Source organism: Cellulomonas sp. URHD0024 (assembly GCF_000426185.1).
Classification (GTDB): domain Bacteria; phylum Actinomycetota; class Actinomycetes; order Actinomycetales; family Cellulomonadaceae; genus Cellulomonas.
Window position 1 is genome coordinate 248421 of record NZ_AUEW01000004.1, and the last position, 23893, is coordinate 272313.

The following is a 23893-nucleotide window of genomic DNA, read 5'->3' on the forward strand; positions in this document are numbered from 1 at the left end:
GCGCGGTCATGCGGGGGCCAGGAGCCAGTCGAGCACCTCGTCGGCCGACCACCCGTCGGGGTGCAGCTCAGCCAGCCGGCTCGCGCCGGTGAGGTCCGCGCCGAGCGTGACCAGTGCCTCCTCCGTGCGCCCGTCGGGTCGGGTCTGGCCGAGGCCGACGTCGGCCGACAGCGCGTTGCACAGGCACGCCCGGCCCGCGGCGTCGTCGGCGGACCCGCCCTTGCGGACGAACATCTCGACGGGCTCCGCGGGGCACCGGTACCCCACGCCGCCGTCGACCTTGCGGTAGGGCGACCGCAGGAAGCCCAGGTCGCACAGCCGAGGCCGGGCCTCCCGCACGGCCGGGTCGGAGAGCGTGCCGTCGAGCTGGGCGACCTTGAACGGGAAGCCGGTCGGCGAGGCGTCCCCGTCGGTGAGGACCTCGAGATCGCCGGCACGCAGCCCGGCCAGGAGCCGAGCACGGAGCTCCGGGGTCAGCCCCGAGTCCGTGCTCAGCGCGAAGACCGTCCCTACCTGTACACCCGTCGCGCCGGCCGCCACCGACGCCCGCACCGCCTCGGGTGTGCCGAGCGAGCCGGCGAGCCAGAACGGCAGACCGACAGCCGCGACCTTCGCGATGTCCGCCTGGTCGCGGGCGCCGAACACTGGCTGGCCGCGCTCGTCCCTCGTGGGTCGACCCCGCGGGGGCGCGTTGTGCCCTCCGGCCCTCGGCCCCTCGATGACGAAGCCGTCGGGCCGCATCGCAGGGTCGCGGGTCAGGTAGGCGGCGAGGACCTCGCTGGAGACGATGGCCAGGAACACCGGCCGGTTCAGTGGCAGCAGTCCCGGTCCGAGAAGGTCCGGCGGATCGATGTCCACGCCGTGGTCGCCGCCCGGGTCGCCCAGGACGTCGACGGGCATCCGGGTCGGGCGGTGGGCCGCGAGCTCGTCCAGGAGGTGCGGCAGATGGCGCGGGATACCGGCGCCGACGAGCACGGCATCGACACCGGCGAGCATCGCCCCGTACGCCGCGGCCGGCAGGGCCATCTGGATCTTCTCCAGGTAGTTGATGCCGACCGGGCCGTCGTGACCCTCCTTGGCCAGCCACACCTCGACGAAGTTGCCCAGGACGGTCAGCTCCTGGACGGCTCGACGGGGTCGCATGCTGAGCCGCGGCACCGGGGTGTATGCCACCCCCGGTGCTCGCCCGCCGGGCCGCAGGTGCCGCGCGAGCACGCGCTCGACGATCGCCCGCACGGGGAACGCAGCCATCGCCCGACGGACCGAGCCGTCGAGGTCACCGTCCTCGAGCCGACGCGTCAGCACGAGATCGAGCGCGGTACCCGAGACGACGCCGAGCTGTCCGCGTCGGGCGACGGACGACGCCAGCCGCCAGGACGAGACGGCCACCCCCATCCCACCCTGGATGATCGTCGGGAGTGCACGTCGCAGCGACGGCACGGGCGGGGATGTCGACATCGGGGTCTCCAGATTTGGGGGACGGCGGCGGGTCGTCACAGCCCCATCGCGTGCACCCCGCCGTCGACGTGCACGATCTCGCCGGTCGTCGCCGGGAACCAGTCCGAGAGCAGCGCGACCACGGCGCGGGCCGTCGGGTCGGCGTCGCGGACGTCCCAGCCGAGCGGTGCGCGCGGGTCCCAACCGCCCTCGATCGACTCGAAGCCCGGGATGGCCTTCGCCGCGGTCGACCGGACCGGTCCCGCGGCGACCAGGTTCACGCGGATCCCGTCGGGTCCCAGGTCCCGCGCGAGGTAGCGCGCGGTCGACTCCAGCGCCGCCTTGGCGACGCCCATCCAGTCGTAGACCGGCCACGCCACCGTTGCGTCGAACGTCAGGCCGACGAGCGCGCTGCCTCGCTGCATCAGCGGCCGCGCGGCGACCGCGAGGGCCTTGAGCGAGTACGCCGAGACCTCCAGGGCGGTCGCCACGTCCGGCCACTCCCCGTCGAGGAAGTGCCCGCCGAGCACCGACTGCGGAGCGAACCCGACCGAGTGGACCACTCCGTCCAGGCGGTCCGCATGCTCACCCACGGCCCCCGCCAGGGCGGCCAGGTCCGCGGTCGACGTGACGTCGAGCCGGACCACCGGTGCCCGGTCGGGCAGCCGCCGGGCGATCGCCTCGGTCAGCCTCTGCTGGCGGCCGAACGACGTCAGGACCACCTGCGCGCCCTGCTCCTGGGCGAGCCGGGCGACGTGGAAGGCGATCGAGCCTTCCGTGAGCACCCCTGTCACCAGGATCGTCCTGCCGTCGAGAAAGGCCATCGGCGTCTCCTACCGTGTGGGCGCCGTCCTGACGATCGGTCGGCGTTGACGACGGTAGTCAGCCACAGCCGCGCGACCAGGGCCGTTCGGCATCTTGACGAGCGTGGTGCTAGTGCTCGCCCTTGATGACGAAGAACGAGCCGCGGATCGTGCCGGCCAGCTTCGACTTCTGCCTCGCGAACTTGAAGCGCGACGCCAGCTCCTCGGGGACCTCCATGCCGTCGGACAGCTTGAACCCGACCGCGCGCTTCTTCCCGTCCTCGAGGCCGTACATCACGTTGATGGACAGGCCCGACTCGTAGAACACGTAGGCCATCCGCGTGCCGTCCACCACGAAGGACGTGGCCTCGAGCGGGCGGGAGGCGATCACGATGTCGCGCTCGTCCTTCAGGACCGAGTGGACCCAGTCCACCGTCTCGCTCGCCTCGCTCGCAGGCTCGACCGTGAACGTGTGGTCGAACTTGTTCGTGAAGTAGCGCGCCTCGTTGGCCCGCAGGCCGGCCAGCGCATCGGCCACCGGCGAGGACTCGAGCCCGACCGTGGACACCTCGGTGAAATCGACGACGTACGACACGGGAGCTCCTCCAGGCGTGGAACGGACACACGGAGACTAGCGACACCCCCGGACCGCTCACACCGCGCGCCACCTGCGACGTTCCGCCAGACTTTGCTGACCACTCGGGCGACGTCAGGGGACCGGCCATGAGCGTGTTGCGCACCAAGCCCGTCGAGCAGTCGATGGCCGACTCGGAAGAGCCGGAGTTCAAGCTCAAGCGCTCGCTGAGCGCGCTCGACCTGATCGTGTTCGGCGTCGGGGTCGTCATCGGCGCCGGCATCTTCACGCTCACCGGGCGGGCGGCGCACGACGTCGCCGGGCCGGGGATCGTCCTGTCGTTCGTCGCCGCCGCGATCTGCTGTGCGCTCGCGGCCATGTGCTACGCCGAGTTCGCCTCGACCGTCCCGGTCTCGGGGTCGGCGTACACGTTCAGCTACTCGAGCCTGGGCGAGATCTTCGCGTGGATCATCGGGTGGGACCTCATCCTCGAGATGTTCCTGGGTGCCAGCGTCGTCGCGCAGGGCTGGAGCGCCTACCTGGGGGTGCTGTTCGAGAACCTGGGCTTCTCGATCCCCGAGTCGATCGGGTACGGCGGGGTCGTCGACGTCCCGTCGATCGTTCTCGTCGTCGTGCTCGGGGTGCTCATCACCCTCGGGATCAAGGAGTCCCTGCGCGTCAACCTCGTGCTGGTCGCGCTGAAGCTGTTCGTCGTGCTGTTCGTGATCATCGCCGGCATCCAGTTCATCTCGACGGAGAACTACCACCCGTTCATCCCGCCCGCGCAGGCCACCGAGACGACCACCGGACTGACCCAGCCGCTGCTGCAGGCGCTCGCCGGGGTGGAGCCCTCGACGTTCGGGTGGGGCGGTGTCGTCGCGGGCGCGGCGCTCGTGTTCTTCGCGTTCATCGGTTTCGACGTCGTCGCGACGACGGCCGAGGAGACGCGCAACCCGCAGCGGGACCTGCCGATCGGCATCATCGGCTCGCTCATCATCTGCACGATCCTGTACTGCGCCGTGTCCGTCGTCGTCACCGGCATGGTGAGCTACGACAAGCTCGACCCGGAGGCCGCGCTGGCCAACGCGTTCACCGCGCACGGCGAGGACTGGATGGCGACGGTCATCTCCGCGGGCGCCGTCGCCGGCCTGACGACCGTCGTGCTCACCCTGATGATCGGCGGCAGCCGCGTGATCTTCGCGATGAGCCGCGACCACCTGCTGCCCGTCGCTCTGGCCAAGGTGCACCCGACGTTCCGGACGCCGTGGGTGATCACCGCGCTCGTCACGGTCGTCGTGGCGCTCGTCGCCGGCCTGACGCCCGTCGGCGTGCTGGAGGAGATGGTCAACATCGGCACCCTGAGCGCGTTCGTCCTGGTCAGCGTGGGCGTCCTGGTCCTGCGCCGCAAGCGTCCCGACCTGCCGCGCTCGTTCAAGGTGCCGTGGATGCCGGTGCTCCCGCTCGTCTCCGCCGCGATCTGCCTGTACCTGATGCTCAACCTGTCGGTCGAGACGTGGCTGCGGTTCGTGGTGTGGCTGGTGCTCGGGTTCGTCGTCTACTTCGGGTACTCGATGCGGCGCTCGCGGCTGGCGGAGAAGTGGTGAACGGACCGGATGGTGACCTGGTGCAGGTCGCTCGCGCCGACGTGCGCTCCGACGCCGCACCCCGCGTGCCGGGTCCACGCTGCGCGGATCCGCGGTGGTGTCCTCGCCGCCCGTCCGGCGTTGCTCGACGGAGGGACCGGTGGTGACGGAACGCGACTGGGACCTCGCCCTCGCAGACGAGATGGCTCCCCTCACCGACGAGTCGTTCTATGACGGAGCGCTCTCCGATGCCGTCTTCAGGCTGGTTGCGCTCTACGGGTCGGACAGTCGAGAGCGTTGGGAATCGGTCGCGACCAGTGCGGATGTTCCCGAGCTCTGGGCAGTGGCGGGCGTTCTCGGAGTCACGACCATCGACCGGCGAGTCAGAAACTTCGGAAAGTTCGTCGAGTTCATGCACGGGCCGGAGATCACCCGACGACTTGGCCACCTGCCGCAGTTCCAGATGCTCCTGGCGGAGTCTCTGATGTACGAGTCGGAGATCGGCAGCGAGTACTCCCTGGATCGGGCCAGGGCACTCTGCGCGGCGCAGCTACCCCGGTTCGCGAGGCACCATGGCGCCCAGAACCTCATGGTCGAGATCTGCCTCCACGTCCTCGACGCCCGCGACACCGACGTCGACGACGTGCTCCAACAGGCGGAGAGCGCGAACACGCGGTCGCTCGAGCTGTCCGGCTACGAGTACGGAAAGTACTTCGCCCACCGCGGGGTGCTTCGCGCGTATCGGGGGCAGAGGCTCGAGGGGCTGGCTGACGTGCGTCGGGCGATCGACCTGGAGTCGTCCGAACGCTGGGACTACGCGGCGCGGATCGCCCAGTACGAGAGCGTCGCGGCGCGGGTCGAGACGATCTGCCTACGCCGGCACCTGGCGCAGGAGGTCGAGAAGGCCCGTGCCGAGATCGAGGGTGCTCGGGGCCAGGTTCTGACCATGACGGGCCTTCTTGCGGCCGTCGTCGCGATCGTCGTCGTCAACATCGGAAACGTCCGTACGACGGGGACACGCGGGGAGGTCTTCACGTCGACCCTGGTGGCGAACGGCACGGTGATTCTCGGCTTCGGGCTGTTGATCTCACTGGTCCTGACTCCGAGAACCCGCACCGCCTGGGTCCTGGCAGTGCTTGTTCCCCTGGTGGGTCTGAGCCTTCTGCTCATCGGCGCATTCGTCTCGATCTAGCCGGGACGACCCGAGGCCGGTGCGGCCGTCGTGGCTGCCCTGCCCGGTTCTGCGGCTCAGGTCGGCAGGGCGCCTCGCCCGTCGCGCGTGCACGGGAGCGGCCGTGCAGCATCACCACGCGCGGGCGCGGGCGATCGCCGTCTCGAGCTCGTCGTCGTCGAACGTCGGGTAGTCGGGATCTTCTGGGTCGAGGCGGTCGAGAACCTCCCGCAGGGCCGCGAGCCGGTCGGGATGCGCCGCCCAGTGCGCCTCGGGCACCCGCAGCACGGCCATGAGCAGGTCGCCCGGGTAGTAGTCGCCCTCCAGCAGGGGTCGGTCGCGCAGCATGGCGACGGCGAGCGGGACGAGGAGCTCACGGGCGACGTCCTGCGCGACGAGCAGACGCAGGTCCTCGACGCCGAGCTGCGCCACAGGGACGGTCCGGAGGCGGTGGACGCGACGGACGAGCGTGGTGGCGTCGTCGGGCGTCGGGCCCCAGGACGGCGGGTCGGCCTGGTCGAGCGTCAGGGCGGCGAGCTCGGGCGGTACGTCGCGCATCGTCGCTGTCCTCTCCGTGGTCTGTGCTGGACCTCGTGCCGAGCCGATCGTCCCTGCCTCTCGACTCAGCGGGGTTCACGCAGGCCGCTCGCGCGGCGGACCGGTCGCTCGACCGCGGTCCGGATCGCGGCCTCGGTGCCGATGATGTGGACGTGCTCGCGGGCCCGGGTGACCGCCGTGTAGAGGAGCTCGCGGGTGAGCAGCGGCGACGTCTGCGGCGGGAGCAGGACGGTCACCCGGGCGAACTGGCTGCCCTGGCCGCGGTGCACCGTCATCGCGTGGACCGGTTGGACGGCCGGGAGCTGGTGCGGGCGGACCAGCCGAGGGTCGTCCGGGTCGCGGAACGCCACCGCCACGCCGGCGCCGTCGGCCACCACCACGCCGGTGTCGCCGTTGTACAGGCCGACCGCGCGGTTGTTCTCGGTCACCAGGAGCGGTCGGCCCAGAGGCCACGTGCCCGTCGTCGGCGCGCCCGTCGCGGCGGCGACCCAGGCCTCCGCGGTCGCAGCCCAGTGGGCGACGCCGAACGGCCCCTCCCGGTGCGCGAGGAGCAGGCGGTGGGTGCCCAGTGCTCGCAACGCTCCCGCGGCGTCGCCCGCGCGCGCCGCCTCGGTCAGGGCGACGCCCGTCGTCTCCAGGGACGTGCGCAGGGCCGCGACGTCCGACGGGCCGAGTCGATCCTCGGCCGGCTCCACCCACGAGCGGTGCGGGTCGCCCGCTCGCAGGAGGCGCAGGGTCGCGTCGGCGTCGCCGGTGCGGATCGCCTCGGCGAGCTCGGCCAGGGCGGCGCCGTAGCGATGCGCGTGGGTCAGGCGGACGACGCCGCGGGGGAGGGCGGCGACGAGGTCGCCCAGGACCGCACCGGCCTCGACGCTCGCGAGCTGGTCCGGGTCGCCGACGAGGACCAGCCGCGCGGTCGGCCGCAGGGCATCGACGAGCCGGGCCATCAGCGGCAGCGAGACCATGGAGGCCTCGTCCACGATGACGACGTCGTGCGGCAGGCGGTGTCCCTGGTCGTGCGCGAAACGGGTCGTGGAGTCGCGCCGCCACCCGAGCAGGCGGTGGATCGTCATCGCGTGCAAGGCGCCGACGGCGGCGCGGTCGGCCTCGTCGAGAAGCGCGACCTCGGCGTTCACCGACTCCTGGAGGCGTGCGGCAGCCTTGCCCGTCGGGGCCGCCAGCGCGACGCGCAGGCCGGGGCCCGCCGCGGACTGGAGTGCCGCGACGAGTCGGGCGACCGTGGTCGTCTTCCCGGTGCCAGGGCCACCCGTCAGCACGGTCAGGTGCGAGGTGGCGGCCGTCTCCAGAGCGGCACGCTGAGCGGAGTCGCCGGGCAGCGGGAAGAGACGCGCTGCCGTCGAGCGCAGGGCCGCGAGGTCGGCGGCCGCGGGTCCGGCGAGCGTGATCGCGCGACGGACCGTCTGCTCGTCGCGCCAGTACCGGTCCAGGTACACGCGGCCGTCCACCCAGCGCAGCGGCCGGTCCGCGGGCCCGTCCGGGCCGTCCGCCACGAGCGGGCTCCGGCGCAGCGCGGTGTGCCATCCGTCGAGCGACGGCCAGGGCAGGTCCGGCTCGTCGACGTCGTCGAGCACGACGCACACGGATCCGCCGCGCAGTGCGGACACGGCGAGCGCTGCGGCGAGCAGCACGCGCTCGTCGGTCTCGCCGCCGATCACGCCGAGACGTCGGGCGACGTGCACGTCCCCGGAGGTGAGCATCCCGGTCGTGACGAAGGGCGCGAGCAGCCCGGTGACCCGCCACGGGGTGGTGGGCGCCCCCTCGACCTCCCTGAGCACGGTCATGAGCGACTCCCCGCCAGCAGGTCGGACAGGGCGACGACGAGCGCGACGGGCGGACGCCACGACACGACGCCGAACGGCACCCCGTCGACGGCTGGGGTCCCCGGGCCCGCCATCCCGCGCAGGAAAAGGTAGAGGCCTCCGCCGAGGTGCGTCGCGGGGTCGTAGGACGGCAGGCGCCAGCGCAGGTAGCGGTGCAGCGCCGCGGAGTAGAGCAGGAGCTGCAGGGGGTAGTGCGCGTCCATCATCGCGGCGCGGGTCGCCTCGGGGCGGTAGTGCCACATCGAGAGGGGCTCGTCGAACGCGCCCAGGCGGTTCGTCTTGTAGTCGACGACGAGGTAGCGGTGGCCTCCCGTGGCGTCGGGCACGCGCAGCACCGCGTCGATGGAACCCGTCAGGTAGCCCCGCAGGGGCGAGCCGAGCAGGGAGTCGAGGTGGTCGGCATAGGGCGCGAACGGGTCGTCGGGCGGCAGGTGCTCGCGCAGCAGGTCCGCGACCGCGCGGATCGTCCGGGACGAGGGAGCGCGGCCGCCCGGCTGCTCGTCGCCGCCCGCCAGAGGAAGCTCGAAGTCGAGCTCGGCCAGCCGGTCGCGCGTGGCGATGTCGGCGAGCGTCAGGTCGCCCGCCAGCGGGCCGAGCGGTGTGCGCAGCGCGGGCAGCAGCGCCTCGGCCAGGTCGGGCGCGCCTGCCGCGGCGCACTGCTGGGCCAGCTCGGTGACGAGGTCCGGCACGGAGGTGTCGACGAGCTCCAGCACCCGGTGCGCGAGCGTGCCGAAGAGCGTGCCGGCCGGGAGGTCGGCCATCGGGGACGCCAGGGCCCGCAACGCGGCCTCCCGGTCCGCCGCATACGCGACCCCGGGCTCGGCACCGACCCCCGCCGACTCGGGCTCGTCCTCGACTCCCGGCGCCTCGGGCTCGGACCCGACCCGCTTGGCGTCGTGAGCGGCAGCCGTGAGCGCGGAGTAGGAGGTGCGGCGCCAGACGACGTCCGGGCGGCGGCCGAGTCGTGCGGCGTGCAGGTCGACCGTGGGGGACACGGTGGGCGACCACGGCAGCGGCTCGGACGCCGACGTCACCACCTCCAGCGCGAACGCCTCGCCGGCCAACGTGCGCAGGGCGGCGGTCGTCTTGGCGTCGGTGGTCGACCTGACGAGCTCGTCGGGGTTCCCCGCCGCGTCACGACCGCCCAGCAGCAGGCGGGTGAGCGGCGCACGGACCGAGTTCCGCGACGGCGCCCACCAGGCGACGACCTGGCTGGTTGCCCGGGTGAGCGCGACGTACGCGAGGCGCAGGCTCTCGCCGGCGTCTGCCGCCGCGCCGGCCTTCGCCGCCTCGTCGTACCCCGGGCTGCCCTTGCCGCCGACGTGCAGGTACCGGCGGTCGTCGCGGTCGTAGCCGATCGTGGCGGGCGACTCCGGCACGAACTGGTCCCAGAGGTACGGGACGAGGACGACGGGGAACTGCAGCCCCTTGCTCGCGTGGATCGTGATCACCTGGACGGCCGCGGCGTCGGTCTCGAGGCGTCGGCTGCGCTCCTCGGTGTAGTCGCTGCCGGCCTCGTCGACGCGCCCACGCAGCCACTCGAGGAGCGCGGCCGGGCCGAGGCCGTCCTGCATGGCCGCGACGTGCAGCGCCTCTCCAACGTGCCGGACGTCCGTGAGCCGCCGTTCGCCGTCGGCCACCCGGACGAGCCGTTCCCGCAGGCCCGCGGCGGCAGTGGCCTCGAGCAGCGAGGCGACGCCGTGGTCGTCGAGCACCCGCGACCAGGAACGCAACCGCGCGCCCAGCTGGTCGAGGTCCTCGTCGGACGCCGAGGCGAGCTCGGTGGCGGTCCAGCCGACGAAGGGCGTGAGGGCGGCAGCGGAGACGAAGCCGGCGACGCCGGGGCGGGCGAGCGCGGAGAGCAGGATGAGCCAGTCGCGGGCGGAGGGCGTGTCGAAGACGCTGGAGAGCATCGAGATCACGGCCGGCACGCCCGCCGACGCGAGCGCGCGCTGGACGGCGACGGCGTGCGCGTTGACGCGGGTGAGAACGGCGATGTCACCCGGCTGGACCGGTCGCCAGCCGTCCCCGTCGGCGATCTGCTCGTCGCGGAGCGTGGACAGCACCTGCGCGGCGACGTCGGCGTGGATGAAGTCGCGGACCCGCGCGACGGGTGGGGTCTTGGCGTCGTCCGGTGCCTTCAGGGCTGCTCGGGTCACCTGCCGGATGCGGACGGCCGCGCCGCCGCTCAGGCGTCGGCCCGTGCGGGCGGGCTCGATCGGTCGGACGGTGATCCGGGGATCGCCCAGCGCGGTGCCGGTCAGGATCGGTGCGAGCCCGTCGAGCACCGCCGGGTCGGCGCGCCAGTTCCGGTGCAGGGTCTGCGTCGTCGCGTCGGCGCGGGCGCGCAGGTAGGTGGCGACGTCCGCGCCCCGGAACCGGTAGATCGCCTGCTTCGGGTCGCCGATCAGCACGAGCGTGCGGTGCGCGTGGAAGGCGATCCGCAGGATGTCCCACTGCACCGGGTCGGTGTCCTGGAACTCGTCGACCATCACGACGCGGTACCGGGACCGGACGCGTTCCGCCGCGACCGGGCTGTCCGTGAGGGCGTCCCGCAGAAGCACCAGCAGGTCGTCGTAGTCGAGCACGTGCTGGGCGCGCTTGCGGCGCAGCAGCTCGGCGCGGGCAGCGACCGCCAGGCCGTAGGCATCCCTCGCACGAGACGCGTCCGGTGCGTCCGTCGGTTCCAGCCCGGCGGCCGAGTCGCTGATCGCCTCGTGCGCGATCCGCCGCGCCTCGGTCACGGTCAGCAGGGGCGCGGCGGTGTCCTTGTACTTGCGCAGGTAGAGGTCGTCGACCACCTCCGCCTCCAGGTCGGCGATGTCGGGGACCAGTCGCGCGTCGGGCTCGACGTCCCCGATGGTGCCGAGCGACACGAGCATCTGCTGGCAGAACCCGTGCGTCGTGGTGATCGTGGCGGCGTCGAACTCGGCCAAGGCGACGGTGAGGCGGGCCGCGCGCTCGGCGCGCTGCGATCCGGCGAGCAGGGTGATCACCGGATCGTCGTCCGGCAGGTCTCCCGTGCGCAGCGCCCGTTCGACCTCGACGAGCCGGTCGCGCACGCGCTCGCGCAGCTCCGAGGTGGCCAGCCGGCTGAACGTCACGAGCAGCAGCTCCGGCAGCCGCGCCACGCCCTCCGCCACGTACCGGGCCGCGAGGGAGGCGATCGTCGTCGTCTTGCCCGTCCCGGCGCTCGCCTCGAGCACGACCGTGCCGACCGGCAACGGGCCGCAGACGTCGAACGGGGCGGGCTCACTCACGCGAACGCCACCTCCTCGTGCGCGACGACGGCCGACCACAGCGCCACCGACAGGGCACCGAACTCCAGCGCGGGGAGCCGGTCGAACGTGAACGGGTCGCCGAACGCGAGCAGGAGGTAGGGGTCGACGGACTCGAAGCCACCGCGCCCGGCCTCGGCGTCGGCGGCCGTTCCGAGCTCGGTCCGGGCCGCGTCGAGGGCGTCCGACTCGTCACCCCCGCCCACGCGGTGGTGGGCGTACGCGTAGCTCGCCCCGAGCGGGAGCGGGAGCGGGGCGCACAGCGCCTGGTCGCGCAGGGCGACGAGGCCGGCGAGCATCGTGCGGGCGTCGTGCGCCGGGGGAGCGGTGAGCATCGCGACCCGGGACCGCAGCCCCACGCCGCGGCCGACGGTCGCCGCGGTGAACGTGCGGTCCGGGAACGCCGCGGTCAGCGCGAGCAGCTGGACCCATGCGCGCAGCCGGTGCTTGGGGCCGAGGCGTGAGAACACCGTGCGGACCAGGACGTCGCCGCGCAGGCCGTTGACCGTGCCCGTGACCGCGCGGCCGTCGGGCAGCGGGACCGTGACGTCCACGCTGACGGCCGGATCGACCAGGTACCGCTCCGACGCCGCGAGCAGCGGCTCGACCTGGGCCTGAAGAGCGGCGAGGGCGGCTCCGCCCAAGGTCGCAGGCGGCATGTGACCTCGGCGGCGCTCGGCGGCCGCCGCGTCGCTCAGGGGCACACCCTTCAGCGCGGCCTGCAGCAGCCGGTCGCCTATGGGCCACTTCTCGAGCCCGCCGAGCTCGAGCGGCAGGCGGTCGTCGAGCTGCGCCTCGTCGCCGGGCAGGCTGGCGCCGAGCCGGCCCCGGACGAACGCGCGGACGGGATGCTCGAGGGCCGAGGCGAGGTCGTCGAGGTCGATCGTGTCGCCCGGAGGTGGCGCGAGCGGCGTCGCGACGAACGGCGGCGCGGCCGGCCGGGTGCCACGGCCGGCGACCGCTGCGGCGAGGTCGAGGACGTCGAAGCTGAACGCGTCGGGACGCCCGAGCGCGCCGGTCACGAAGTTCCGCTCGTCGACCGTCTGGAGGGGATGGCGCACCACGCGTTCCCCGGCGTCGCCCTCGGTGGCCGCGTCCAGGGCGTCGAGCAGCTCGCCGACGGGTACGGCGGGCGGCCGGGCGGCGCCGGTGCGCTCGTCGGCGCCCGAGTACAGGACGACCAGGTGCTCCTGCGCGCTGGTCACGGCGTCGAGGAAGAGCTGACGGTCCTCCTGCCGGGCGTCGCGCTCACCGACGAGGGGGTCCCGGGCGAGGATGTCGTCGCCGTCCTTGCCCGACCCGCGGGGGAACGCGCCGTCGTCCATGCCCAGCAACGCGACCACCCGGTGCGGCACGGCGCGCATCGGCGCCAGCGAGCAGACGGTCAGGGCGCCGGTCCGGAAGCCCGACCGGGTCGGGCGGCCGACGAGCTGCGGCTCCAGCAGCGCCACCACGTCGGGCAGCCGGAGCGTCGATCCACCGGCCGCGTCGCGCGCCGCAGCGAGCACACGAGCGGCCTCCGCCTGCTGCCAGCGATCCGCCGGGGCGACATCCGTGAGCAGGACGACGGCACGGTCGAGCGCGTCGAACCACTCGGGTGCCGGGTGGGCGCCGGACAGGACGGCGAGCGTGCCGGCGAGCCGGTCGACGAGCTCGGCCAGTCGCCCGACCAGGTCGACGTCGGTCGATCCGACGTCGTCGACCGGCAGGACGGTGCCGACGAACCTCTGGTCCTCCTCGGCCATCGCGACCCCGAGCAGGAGGCGGTCGAGGGCCGTCGACCAGGTGCCCTGCGCCAACGAGCCCAGCTGGTACCTCTCACGTCGCGCGAGGTCCTCGCCCCAGCGGACCCCCGACTCGATCGCCCAGGTGCGGATGCGGTCCAGCGACTCGTCGTCGAACCCGAACCGGCGGCGCACGGGCGCCTGGCCCGCGAGGTCGACCACCGCCGACGCCCCGACCCGCGAGTCGGCGAGCTCGAGAAGCGTGGCGACGACGGCCAGCACGGGGTTCGCTCGTGCCGGCGCACGGTCGGCGATCCGCACCCGGAGCGTGCGGCCGGGGTGCTCGGGCGCGTCGTCGTCGGTGCCCGCGGCCGGACCGAACGCCGCCTCCACGAGCGGGGCGAACGCCTCGACGTCGGGGCACATGACGATGACGTCTCGCGGTTCGAGGGTCGGGTCGTCGGCGAGCAGGCCGACGACGACCTCGCGGAGCACCTCGACCTGGCGGGAGCGGCCGTGGCAGGCGTGCACCTGGACGGAGCGGTCGGTCGGGTCGAGCACTCGAGGAGGACTGTCGGTGCGGTCCTCGGCGATCCGGCGCTGGAGCGCACCGAGCGCGCTGTCCGGCCGTGCGGCGGAGGGGAGCACCGTGACCTCGGGCTGCAGTGCCAGGACGCGCGTGCCGAGCTCGACGGCGTCACCGGCCATCGATGCCAGCAGGGGGTGACGCGCGACACCGGGCAGCGACGACCGACGCGGCCCCGCCGTGCGCAGCCGGCTCCACAGCGCCAGGGACGGCTGCGGCAGCCACAGGTGGACCTCGCGGTGCATCGCGAGCGCGTCAAGCACCCGCAGCTGGCCGTCGGGCAGCGCGGTCGGCCCGAACACCGACAGGCGCAGCGGCAGGTCGACGGTCGAGGGGTCCGCCCGCAGCCGTTCCACCACCTCGTCGAGCCGCTCAGCGGGCGCCGGCACCTCGATGGCGTCGTGCACGCGGCGCCACAGTGCGGCCTGCCAGGCCAGGTCGTCGGGAAGCGCCTCTCCGAGTCCGTCTTCGTGGCGACCCTGCGCCCAGGCACGCAGCATCGCCGGTCTCTGGGTGTCGTACGAGCCGAACAGCCGGGCCAGCCGGTGCGCGAGGCGGAACCGGCGGCTTCGTCGGACCTCGTCGGACTCCGTACCGAGGTAGCGGCGGACCACGGCCAGCCAGCTCTCGTCGAGGTGCGCGTCGAGCGTCGCAAGGACGTGCCAGGGGAGGCGTTCCGGACTCCACGGATCCTCGTCGGCGCCGCGCGAGAGGGCGTCCGACACCAAGCGGGACGGCGACGGGAACAGCACGTTGGCGCAGATGCCGTCGCCGGCGTCGGTGCCGAGCCGGTGCGAGAGCCGCTGCGCGACCCACCGCTCGACGCCGCGCGTCGGCACCGCGACGACGTCGGGGGCGAAAGGGTCGGCCGGCGCGGTCGCGAGGATCCCGGCGAGCGCGTCGACGAGCACGTCCGTTCGCTCGGCCACGTGCACCCGCAGACCAGTCACGTCCGGCACTCTAGCCAGGGCCGCCAACAGGAGCCGCCGGTCCTCCACACGAGGCTCCTACCAGCGGAAAGACCTGTCCGAGCTGCCTCGACCCGACGTGCGGCGTGGCGCCCGGCCCGGGGGAGCGGGCGCCACGCCCCGTCGCCTCACGACCGGATGAACTCGAGCAGGTCGGCGTTGATGGTCGCAGCCTGCGTGGTCGGCATCCCGTGCGGGAAGCCCGCGTAGGTCGTGAGCGTCCCGTTCTGCAGGAGTGCAGCCGACAGGGGAGCGGAGTCGTCGTAGGGGACGACCTGGTCGTCGTCACCGTGCATGACCAGCGTGGGGACGGTGATGGCGCGCAGGTCCTCCGTGAAGTCCGTCTGCGAGAAGGCGACGATGCCGTCGTAGTGCGCCTTGGCGCCGCCCATCATCCCCTGGCGCCACCAGTTCGCGATGATCGCCTCGACCGGCTCGACGCCGTCTCGGTTGAAGCCGTAGAACGGGCCGGACGGCAGGTCGCGGTAGAACGCCGACCGGTTGGTGGCCACCTGCTCCTGGAGCCCGTCGAACACGGCCTTGGGCAGCCCGCCGGGGTTCGACTCCGTCTGCACCATGATCGGCGGCACGGCGGCGATGAGCACGGCCTTGGCCACGCGGCTCTCGCCGTGCCGGGCGATGTAGTGGACGACCTCGCCGCCGCCGGTCGAGTGACCGACGTGGACCGCGTCGTGCAGGTCGAGGTGCGCGGTCAACGCCGCCAGGTCGTCCGCGTAGTGGTCCATGTCGTGGCCGTCGGAGGTCTGGGTCGAGCGACCGTGCCCGCGACGGTCGTGGGCGATCACGCGGTAGCCGTGGTCGAGGAAGAACAGCAGCTGGGCGTCCCAGTCGTCGCTCGACAGCGGCCAGCCGTGGCTGAACACGATCGGCTGGCCCGAGCCCCAGTCCTTGTAGAAGATCTCGACGCCGTCGGTGGTGGTGATCGTGCCCATGCCGGGGACTCCTTCGGGTAGGTGTCCCGGACACTACGGACGATTCCGACGCCGCGCGAACTATTCGCGTGACCTCAACGTGAACGCTCGACGTAGGACGGGGGGCGTCAGCGTTCGATCCGCGCGCGGCCCAGGGCGACGAGCCGGCCGACGTTGAGCGTCCAGCCGACTCCGAACACCCTCGGGTTGAAGAGCCGGGTGCTCGACGGGTTCCACATCCGCTCCTTGACCCGCTCGAGGGTCGGGAAGCGCAGGTCGTACGGGACGAAGCCGACGACGACGCCGTTCCAGGTCCTGTCCTGCGGTGGCGTCCGCACCTCCTTGACCACTGCCGCCACCAGCAACGCGTACGAGATCAGCTTGAGCGCGCGTCGGAGGTTCAGCGATCGCTTCGTGCGTTCCTCGGGTGTGGTCATCTCGACTCCTTGGTCCGCTGCGGCTGCTCGTCACCCGACAGCGTGCCGCAGTTCCGGCGAGGAGGAAACCGCTGGTCGACCAGCCGTGGACGCCGGTGGGTCGCTACTGTCGCGGTAGGCGGGCACGCCGCCGAGTCGGGGGGATTCGAGCCGATGGTGACATCGAGCCGGCTGGTGGACGCTCGTACCGAGCGGGTCGCACCGTGGGCCTACGGCTGGTGGGTGCTCGTGGGCGCCCTGACGGGGATCGGTGTCGCCGGCGCGCTCACGGTCGGCGCCGCGTTCCTCGCGCTCGCCCTGGTGCTGGCCGTGGTCGGGGTGCTCGTGGCCAGGCTGCGGAACCGGTCGGCGCTCGGCGTCGTCGGTGGGCTCGCCGTCGCACCGCTGTACGTCGCATGGCTCAACCGCGGGGGGCCGGGTCGGGTGTGCACCGTGTCGGCGACCCAGACCACCTGCCTGGACGCGTGGAGCCCCTGGCCGTTCCTCGCGGTCGGCCTCGCGCTAGTCGTCGGGTGTGCCGTTCTGGTCGGCAGGCCGGGCCATCACCAGCGGCAGGATCACTGAGTCGATCATGCTGACGACGAACTCGTCGTCGACCTTCAGGCCGGCGACCAGCTTGCGGTAGGAGATCATCGCGGGCGCGACGGCGGACACGATGTCGAGGTCGACGTCCGGCCGAAGCTCGCCGCGGGCCTGCGCGCGTTCGAGCAGCCCACGCATGAGCCGCACGCGTGAACGCACGAACTGCTCGTGGAACACCGCCGCGACCTCGGGGTTCTCCCGGACCGCGGACATGATGCCGGACATGAGCTCGGTGGCGTCGTCGGTGGGGCGGCCGAAGCGGACGGCCAGCAGGTCGCCGCGCAGCGAGCCGGTGTCGGGGATCTCGTCGACGGTCGCCGACATGCCGCGCGAGCAGACGACGGCCTCGACGGTGAGCTGGACCTTGGACGGCCAGCGTCGGTAGACGGTGGCCTTGCCGGCGCCCGCGCGATCGGCGACCGCGTCCATCGTCATGCCGTCGAAACCGCGCTCCACGAGCAGCTCGCGGGCGGCCTCGAGGATCGCGTCGTCCTTCGACTCGTCGCGGCGTCTGCCCGGGCGTCGCGCAACCGTCGTGTCCACATGACCCCTTCGTCGACGCCCAGCACTCGATGACAGATGTAACGATACCCGGGGGTTCCGGAACTGGCGAGTTCTGTATTAGTGTCGAACCACCGACCCCGACGTCCCCCCGGAGCACCACCATGTCGACCCAAGTCGTAGAAGAGACCACACACCGCTGGTGGGTTCTCGCCACCGTCGCCCTCGCGCAGCTCATGGTCGTGCTCGACGCGACCATCGTGAACATCGCCATGCCGTCGGCCCAGGCCGACCTCGGATTCAGCGACAACGACCGCCAGTGGGTGGTCACCGCGTACGCGCTCGCGTTCGGCAGCCTGCTGCTGCTCGGCGGGCGGCTGGCCGACATGTTCGGCCGCCGGCGCATGTTCCTCATCGGCCTGGTCGGCTTCGCGGTCGCCTCGGCTCTCGGTGGCGCCGCGCAGAGCTTCGAGATGCTCGTCGGGGCCCGGGCGCTCCAGGGCGCCTTCGCCGCGGTCCTCGCACCCGCCGCCCTCTCCGTGCTGGTCACGACGTTCACCCAGCCCAAGGAGCGGGCGCGGGCCTTCGGCGTGTTCGGCGCGATCGCCGGCATGGGCGGCGCGATCGGCCTGATCCTCGGCGGCTTCCTCACGGAGAACTTCAACTGGCGCTGGAACCTCTACGTCAACGTGTTCATCGCGGCGATCGCGTTCGTCGTGGGCAGCATCCTCCTGTCCAAGACGGTCGTGCGGCACCACAACCACCTGGACCTGTCGGGCATCCTGCTGGCGTCGGGCGGCCTGTTCCTGCTCGTGTTCGGGTTCTCCCAGGCCGAGCCCAAGGGCTGGGACTCGCCGGTCGTGTGGGGGTCCCTCGCCGTCAGCGTGATCCTGCTGGTCGGCTTCGTGATCCGGCAGCGCACCGCCAAGTTCCCGCTGCTGCCGCTGTCGATCGTCCAGGACCGCGACCGCGGCTCGTCGTTCCTCGCGATCCTCGTCGCCGGCTCCGGCATGTTCGGCGTCTTCCTCTTCCTCACCTACTACCTGCAGCTCACCAAGGCCTACTCGCCGATCCAGACGGGCTTCGCCTTCCTGCCGATGGTCGTCGCGATCGTCATCACCGCGCAACTGCAGACGAACCTCCTCGTCCCGCGGTTCGGGCCCAAGCTCATCGTCCCGTTCGGCATGGTGATGGGGGCCGGCGCGATGCTCTGGTTCTCGCAGCTCACGGCGACCAGCGGCTACGGGCACGTGCTGCTCGGCCTGGTCGCGATGGGCATCGGGATGGGCTCGATCATGCCGCCGTCCTTCCAGGCGGCCACCCTCGGCGTGCCCCGCTCGTCGGCGGGCGCCGCCTCGGCGATGGTCTCGACGAGCCAACAGGTCGGTGGCGCGATCGGTACGGCCCTCCTGAACACGATCGCCGCGACCGCCGCCACCGCGTACGTCGCCGACCACCAGCCCGCGGGGCCGGAGGTCATGGCTGCCGGTGCGATCCACTCGTTCTCCGTGGCCTACACGTGGGCCGCAGGCATCTTCGTGCTCGGGGCGATCCTGACCGCGACCCTGTTCCGGACACGCGCGGACCGGGCCGCCCGGCTCGAGGCCGCCGCACCGGCCGCCGACGCCTCCGCTGAGGAGGCGCCCGCGCTCGCGCACTGAGCCCGACACTGCAGCGCCCCCGCCCGGCACGATCGGTCGGGGGCGCTGCTTTGTCCCGACGGCTGCGGGAGGCTCGGGGTGCGGAAGGTCGCTCGCCGATCGAGACGGATCGCAGGTCCTTGCCGCCTGGTTCCCGTGCGCTTGCCCTGACGTCCCTGTGAGATTCACCCGCCCGACACCCGGGCATCGCCCGGTCGTCGGATCGCCCGCCTTCACTCGAACGTATGAGAAGAACCGCAGCGCTCACCGTCCTGGCGACGGCCCTCACGGTCGCCCTCCTCACCCCGGCCCCGGCGTTGGCGGGCGGTCACGACGACCGGCCCGGTCGCCGGACGATCACCCAGCCGACCCTCGTCGCCCGCGCGACGCTGTCCGCCGACTACCTCGCCCCGGGCCCGCCCTCCGGCGCGCTGGCAACCCCGGCCAACGGACGGCAGGGCCCGTTCCCCGGTCAGGTCATCCCCGGGTTCTCCGCCATGATCGACGCCGGTGACGGCACGTTCTGGGCCCTGCCCGACAACGGCTTCGGTGCCAAGTCGAACTCGGCCGACTACCTGCTCCGGCTCTACCACGTCACGCCCAGGTGGCAGACGGCCGCCGGCGGTGACGGGCAGATCCAGGTCGACGACTTCCTGGCGCTGCGCGACCCCGACCATCGCATCGACTTCCCGATCGTCAACGCTGCGACATCGGACCGCCTCCTGACCGGCGCGGACTTCGACGTCGAGTCCGTGGTGCGCGTCAAGGACGGCAGCTTCTGGATCGGCGAGGAGTTCGGGCCGTTCCTCCTGCACGTCGACCGGACCGGAAAGCTGCTGGCGGCGCCGGTGCCGTTCCCGGCCGCGAAGTCGCCGCAGAACCCCTACCTCCAGCCGGGGGAGACGCCTCGGCTCAAGGGCAGCAACGGATTCGAGGCCATGGCCGGCTCGCGCGACGGCCGCTTCCTCTACCCGATCACCGAGGGAGCGTTCGTCGACGACCCGGTGCTGCGCCGCCGCACGATCTCCGAGTTCGACACGGCCATCAATCGCTACACCGGCCGCACCTGGGACTACCAGACGGACCAGGACGCCAACCTCGCCTCCGACGCCTTCATGACCGGCCCCCACGAGATGCTCGTCGCCGAGCGCGACAACTTCCAGGGCGAGGCGTCCGTCATCAAGCGGGTCTACCGGATCGACCTGAACAAGGTCGACGCCGACGGGTTCGTCGAGAAGTCGTTCGTGCTGGACGCGCTGAAGATCGCCAACCCCGACCACCTCGGCGCCGGTGACGGCTACGGCACCGACGACCCGTTCTCCCTGCCGGTGCAGTCGTTCGAGACCATCGTGCAGCTGCACGACGGGCGCCTGCTCATCGCCAACGACAACAACTACCCAGGCAATGCCGCCCGCATCCCGGGGACGCCGGACGACACGGAGCTGGACATCGTCGACCTGCGCCACGTGCGAGCACAGCACCCGAGCGACGTCACCGTGATCGGGCACCGGGGCGCCAGCGGCTACCGACCGGAGCACACGCTCGCGTCGTACGAGCTGGCGATCCGGCTGTGCGCCGACTACATCGAGCCGGACCTCGTCTCGACGAAGGACCGGGTGCTCGTCGCTCGGCACGAGAACGAGATCGGCGGCACCACGGACGTCGCCGACCACCCCGAGTTCGCGGCCCGCAAGGCCACGAAGACGATCGACGGGCACAGCATCACGGGCTGGTTCACCGAGGACTTCACGCTCGCCGAGCTCAAGACCCTGCGCGCCAAGGAGCGCCTGCCTCAGGTGCGGCCCGCCAACGCGACCTTCGACAAGCTGTACGAGATCCCGACGTTCGACGAGGTGCTCGACCTCGCGCGGCACTCACTCACCTGCGACGGCAAGCCGGTCGGTGTCTACCCCGAGACCAAGCACCCGACGTACTTCGACTCGGTCGGGCTGTCGCTCGAGGAGCCGCTGCTCGCGCAGCTCGCCGCCAACGGCCTCGACGGGCGCCGGTCCCCGGTGTTCATCCAGAGCTTCGAGACCGGCAACCTGCGCCAGCTCCACACGCTGACGCACCTCCCGCTCGTCCAGCTGGTCGACTGCTCGGGCGCGCCCTACGACCTGGTCGCGTCCGGTGACCCCCGGACCTACAAGGACCTCGTCACCAAGAAGGGGCTCGAGCAGATCTCCCGCTACGCCGACGGCGTCGGGCTCTGCAAGGACCTGATGATCCCGCGCAACCCGGACGGCACGCTCGCTGCGCCGACGACAGTCATCCACGACACGCACCGCGTCGGCCTCGTGGTGCACGGCTGGACCTTCCGCCGGGAGAACCAGTTCCTGCCGGCCGAGTTCCGCAGCAACGCGGACCCGAACGCGGTCGGTGACCTGGCCGGCGAGGTGCGCGTCTTCCAGGCGGCCGGGATCGACGGTGTCTTCAGCGACAACCCCGACATCGCCTCGGGCGCCGTCGGCTGATCCACCCACCCAGGCGGACGGCCCTCCCCGATCCGATCAGCAGGTGGTCCTTCGCGGGCCGTTGTGCGGATCCGGTCGGGGAGCGCCGTCCGCCTTGCCGCGGCCGGGCATCACGGACCGAGCAGCTCGACGAGCCGTGTCAGGACGGGCTGCCACGCGTCGTCGGCGTCGTCGGCACCCTCGAGCTCGTCGACCTCCAGCCGGACCGTGCAGCCGTCCGAGTCCGGCGTGATCAGCCAGGTCAGGTAGACCGGTGGGTCGTCGGCTGCGCCTTGCAGCACGTACGAGAGCCGCTGTTCGAGGCGGCAGCACAGGACCTGCCCCTTCAGGGCGTGCCCGAGGGGGTGGGCGGCATGCACCGCGGCCTGGTCGGCCCACGACGAGACGAGCGCCAACCCGTAGAGGTAGGTGGGTGTCTGCTCCGGATCGATCAGCGCCGACCACACACGCCCGGCGGTGGCACGGGTGCGACACTCGTACGCACGGCTGACCAGCTCGTCCATCAGCGCGCCCCTCCTCATCGAGTGACCCGCCACATGATGCCGCACGGTGCCCGCTCGACGAGGGTGAACTTCAGGTCCGACGCTCGCAGAGGAGTGTTCTCGGCGGTGGACCGCCGGAGGGCAGCGGCTCGGCGGGCGGGGCCGGGGGGCGTCTGCCCCCCCCGGAACCCCCGCCCGCGGGTCCCTCGACGTCCGGACGGGCTGGTGCTACGCCGCCAGCCCTTCATCGCCGCGGCGGGTGCGGCGACGGCCCGGGACCACCGCGTGGTCGTCGACGATCGTGTCCTCCTCGATCCGCGCCCCCATCTCGACGACGACGCCGGCGCCCAGTCGCGCCCGGCTGCCGATCCGGGCGCGGTCGCCCACGCGTGACCCCCGTCCGACGTGCACGTGCGCCCCGACGGTGACGTCAGCCCCGACGGACACGTCGCGGTCGATCCAGCTCCACTCGTCCACCCGCGTCTGGTCGCCGACGGTCGCGCCAGCCTCGACGTAGGCGGTCCGGGCGATCGTCGCCTCTGCGCTCACCCGGGCGCCCGGCGAGACGAGCCCGCCGCCCCTCGCGTGCCGGTCGTAGCGCACCATGCTGCCGTTGTCGTCCTCGAACTCGACCCGGCCCTTCCTTGTCGACATCTCCACCTCGTCCTCAGAATCGTTCTCGTATGACATAACAGACGCACGGTCGAGTCGATTCCTCCGGGCAATCAGTCGGGGAGCTGCGGCGTGGCGAACCCCTCGCCGGTGCGCAGGAGGCTGGCGCGCCGCAGCGCCGAGGTGCCGAAGCGCGCCGAGACGCCGTCGAGCGCGGCGTCGAGACCGCTGCGGTCGGGGCCGTCCAGGGGGAGCACCATCTGGTAGAACTCGTCGGACTCGAGACCCGTGAGCGCGATGCCGACGAGCGTGATGCCGCGGGACCGGATGAGCGGGCCGGCGGCGTCCAGCAGCAGCAGCGCGGCCGTGGCGATGTCCTCGCCCGACGCCGTCGCCTGCGGCATGGACCGCGACCGGGTGGCCTTCGTGTAGTCCTCGAAGCGCAGGCGCAGGACGACCGTGCGGGCGGTGCGGTGACCGGTGCGCATCCGCCGGCAGACCCGGTCCACCAGTCCCAGCAGCGCGGCGCGGACGAAGGCGTCCTGGTGGGGACCGTGGCCGATCGCGCGCTGCGCACCGATCGACCCGCGAGGCCGCCCGGTGATCACCGTGGCCGGAGTCTGCCCGTGCACGACCGCGTAGAGGTGCCGCCCGGCCGCCGGACCGAGCGTTCCCGCGAGCACGGACTGCGGGAGCGCCGCGACGTCGCCCGCGGTCCGCAGGCCGTACGCGTGGAGCTTGGCGGCCGTGATCTCGCCGACCCCCCACAGCTGCTCGAGCGGCAGCGGGTAGAGGAACGCCTCCTCGGCGTCCGGCGGGACCAGCAGCAGGCCGTCCGGCTTGGCCACCCGGCTGGCGACCTTGGCCAGGAACGGGGTGCGGGCCACGCCGACCGTGATGGGCAGGCCGACCTCGTCGAGGACCCACGTCCGCAGCCGCGCGCCGATCTCGATCGGCGGGACGTCGATGCGGTGCAGTCCGGCGACGTCGAGGAACGCCTCGTCGATCGAGACGCCCTGCACCTGCGGCGTCGTACGGCGGAACAGCTCGAACACCGCTTTGCTCGCCTCGACGTACGCGTCGAACCGTGGCCGGACGATGATCAGGTTGGGGCACAGGGCGCGCGCCTGCCGGCCGCCCATGGCGGTGCGCACGCCCCGCCGCTTGGCCTCGTAGGAGGCCGCGAGCACGACGCCGCCGCCGACCGCGACCGGTCGTCCGCGAAGGCGGGGGTCGTCGCGTTGCTCGACGGAGGCGTAGAACGCGTCGAGGTCGGCGTGCAGGATGGTCGATCGTCTCTCGGGCACGAACGTATGTTCGACCCGACCACTGACATCGGACGACCGGCTGGGACCCGGCTCCCCGTGCACGGCGAGCCGGGCGCCGGCTCCTACCCGAGGCGGGTGAGCCTGACGTGCCAGGCGTCGGGGCCGTCGACGAGGACCTCGACGTCGATCTCGGCGCGCTCGCGCAGCTGCGCGATGAGCGGCCGCGGCAGGTGCGGCGCGACGAGGACCAAGGACCCGCCGCGGGGGATGGCCGAGAACGCGCCGAAGACGGCGGCGTGCCGGATCGCGTGCGGGATCGGCCGCACGTCGAGGACGGGGTCGGCCTCGTCGTGACCTCCGCACCCGCACGAGTGCGGTTCGGCGGGCTGGGGGGCGGCGAGGATCTCGACGTGCTCGGCGGACATGGGTCTCTCCTTCGGTT

19 protein-coding genes are annotated in these 23893 nt (G+C 72.5%); 5 read left to right on the forward strand and 14 right to left on the reverse strand.

Annotation, left to right across the window (positions count from 1 at the left end):
• Positions 1–6: 6 nt before the first annotated feature.
• From I847_RS0106310 to I847_RS0106320, 3 genes are all read right to left on the reverse strand, one after another.
• The gene (locus I847_RS0106310; protein ID WP_034609307.1) at positions 7–1458 is read right to left on the reverse strand and encodes a nitronate monooxygenase; all 1452 of its coding nucleotides are present in this window, start codon (positions 1456–1458) and stop codon (positions 7–9) included.
• Positions 1459–1493: 35 nt separating this feature from the next.
• A complete protein-coding gene (fabI, locus tag I847_RS0106315) occupies positions 1494–2261 on the reverse strand; it encodes an enoyl-ACP reductase FabI (RefSeq protein ID WP_028049021.1) in 768 nt (255 codons plus the stop codon).
• 109 nt (positions 2262–2370) lie between these two features.
• A complete protein-coding gene (locus I847_RS0106320; RefSeq protein ID WP_028049022.1) occupies positions 2371–2835 on the reverse strand; it encodes a hypothetical protein in 465 nt (154 codons plus the stop codon).
• 128 nt (positions 2836–2963) lie between these two features.
• On the opposite strand from I847_RS0106320, the gene I847_RS0106325 reads away from it, so the two are divergent.
• Both I847_RS0106325 and I847_RS0106330 read left to right on the forward strand, forming a co-directional pair.
• On the forward strand, positions 2964–4418 hold the full coding sequence (locus I847_RS0106325) for an amino acid permease (RefSeq protein ID WP_028049023.1): 1455 nt from the start codon (positions 2964–2966) through the stop codon (positions 4416–4418).
• A 142-nt stretch (positions 4419–4560) separates the two neighbouring features.
• A complete protein-coding gene (locus tag I847_RS0106330) occupies positions 4561–5589 on the forward strand; it encodes a hypothetical protein (RefSeq protein ID WP_155856038.1) in 1029 nt (342 codons plus the stop codon).
• 111 nt (positions 5590–5700) lie between these two features.
• Here I847_RS0106330 and I847_RS0106335 read toward each other — a convergent pair whose 3' ends face one another.
• From I847_RS0106335 to I847_RS0106360, 6 genes are all read right to left on the reverse strand, one after another.
• Positions 5701–6126, reverse strand: coding sequence for a contact-dependent growth inhibition system immunity protein (locus I847_RS0106335; protein WP_028049025.1), 426 nt, complete (start codon positions 6124–6126; stop codon positions 5701–5703).
• 65 nt (positions 6127–6191) lie between these two features.
• A complete protein-coding gene (recD, locus tag I847_RS0106340; RefSeq protein WP_081680545.1) occupies positions 6192–7928 on the reverse strand; it encodes an exodeoxyribonuclease V subunit alpha in 1737 nt (578 codons plus the stop codon).
• Positions 7925–11227 carry a UvrD-helicase domain-containing protein gene (locus I847_RS0106345; RefSeq protein WP_028049027.1) on the reverse strand — a complete coding sequence of 1101 codons (3303 nt, stop codon included), beginning with the start codon at positions 11225–11227 and terminating at the stop codon, positions 7925–7927. The genes recD and I847_RS0106345 overlap by 4 nt, the downstream gene beginning before the upstream one ends.
• A complete protein-coding gene (gene recC / locus I847_RS0106350) occupies positions 11224–14505 on the reverse strand; it encodes an exodeoxyribonuclease V subunit gamma (RefSeq protein WP_231384110.1) in 3282 nt (1093 codons plus the stop codon). Before recC ends, I847_RS0106345 begins: the two co-directional genes overlap by 4 nt.
• Positions 14506–14651: 146 nt before the next feature.
• Entirely contained in the window at positions 14652–15476 is an 825-nt protein-coding gene (locus I847_RS0106355; RefSeq protein WP_028049029.1) for an alpha/beta fold hydrolase, read from the reverse strand.
• Positions 15477–15583: 107 nt separating this feature from the next.
• Complete coding sequence (locus I847_RS0106360; RefSeq protein ID WP_051274533.1) at positions 15584–15892, reverse strand: DUF5808 domain-containing protein; 309 nt, start codon at positions 15890–15892, stop codon at positions 15584–15586.
• A 174-nt stretch (positions 15893–16066) separates the two neighbouring features.
• Here I847_RS0106360 and I847_RS22270 point away from each other — a divergent pair, with 174 nt between their 5' ends.
• On the forward strand, positions 16067–16456 hold the full coding sequence (locus I847_RS22270) for a hypothetical protein (protein WP_231384111.1): 390 nt from the start codon (positions 16067–16069) through the stop codon (positions 16454–16456).
• Here I847_RS22270 and I847_RS0106370 read toward each other — a convergent pair.
• The gene (locus I847_RS0106370; RefSeq protein ID WP_028049031.1) at positions 16394–17017 is read right to left on the reverse strand and encodes a TetR/AcrR family transcriptional regulator; all 624 of its coding nucleotides are present in this window, start codon (positions 17015–17017) and stop codon (positions 16394–16396) included. The genes I847_RS22270 and I847_RS0106370 overlap by 63 nt on opposite strands.
• Before the next feature lie 122 nt (positions 17018–17139).
• On the opposite strand from I847_RS0106370, the gene I847_RS22275 reads away from it, so the two are divergent.
• Both I847_RS22275 and I847_RS0106380 read left to right on the forward strand, forming a co-directional pair.
• Positions 17140–18636 (forward strand): MFS transporter, encoded by a 1497-nt coding sequence (locus tag I847_RS22275; protein ID WP_051274535.1) that lies wholly within the window; start codon positions 17140–17142, stop codon positions 18634–18636.
• Between the two features lie 224 nt (positions 18637–18860).
• Positions 18861–21089 carry an esterase-like activity of phytase family protein gene (locus I847_RS0106380; protein ID WP_028049032.1) on the forward strand — a complete coding sequence of 743 codons (2229 nt, stop codon included), beginning with the start codon at positions 18861–18863 and terminating at the stop codon, positions 21087–21089.
• 110 nt (positions 21090–21199) lie between these two features.
• Here the strand turns inward: I847_RS0106380 and I847_RS0106385 are convergent, their stop codons facing one another.
• From I847_RS0106385 to I847_RS0106400, 4 genes are all read right to left on the reverse strand, one after another.
• The gene (locus tag I847_RS0106385) at positions 21200–21592 is read right to left on the reverse strand and encodes an SRPBCC domain-containing protein (RefSeq protein ID WP_028049033.1); all 393 of its coding nucleotides are present in this window, start codon (positions 21590–21592) and stop codon (positions 21200–21202) included.
• A 207-nt stretch (positions 21593–21799) separates the two neighbouring features.
• On the reverse strand, positions 21800–22225 hold the full coding sequence (locus I847_RS0106390) for a transferase (protein ID WP_028049034.1): 426 nt from the start codon (positions 22223–22225) through the stop codon (positions 21800–21802).
• Positions 22226–22296: 71 nt separating this feature from the next.
• Positions 22297–23490, reverse strand: coding sequence for a DNA polymerase IV (gene dinB / locus I847_RS0106395; RefSeq protein WP_028049035.1), 1194 nt, complete (start codon positions 23488–23490; stop codon positions 22297–22299).
• A gap of 83 nt (positions 23491–23573) precedes the next feature.
• Positions 23574–23876, reverse strand: a complete 303-nt coding sequence (locus I847_RS0106400) for a DUF2249 domain-containing protein (protein WP_028049036.1) — start codon at positions 23874–23876, stop codon at positions 23574–23576.
• Between the last annotated feature and the right edge of the window lie 17 nt (positions 23877–23893).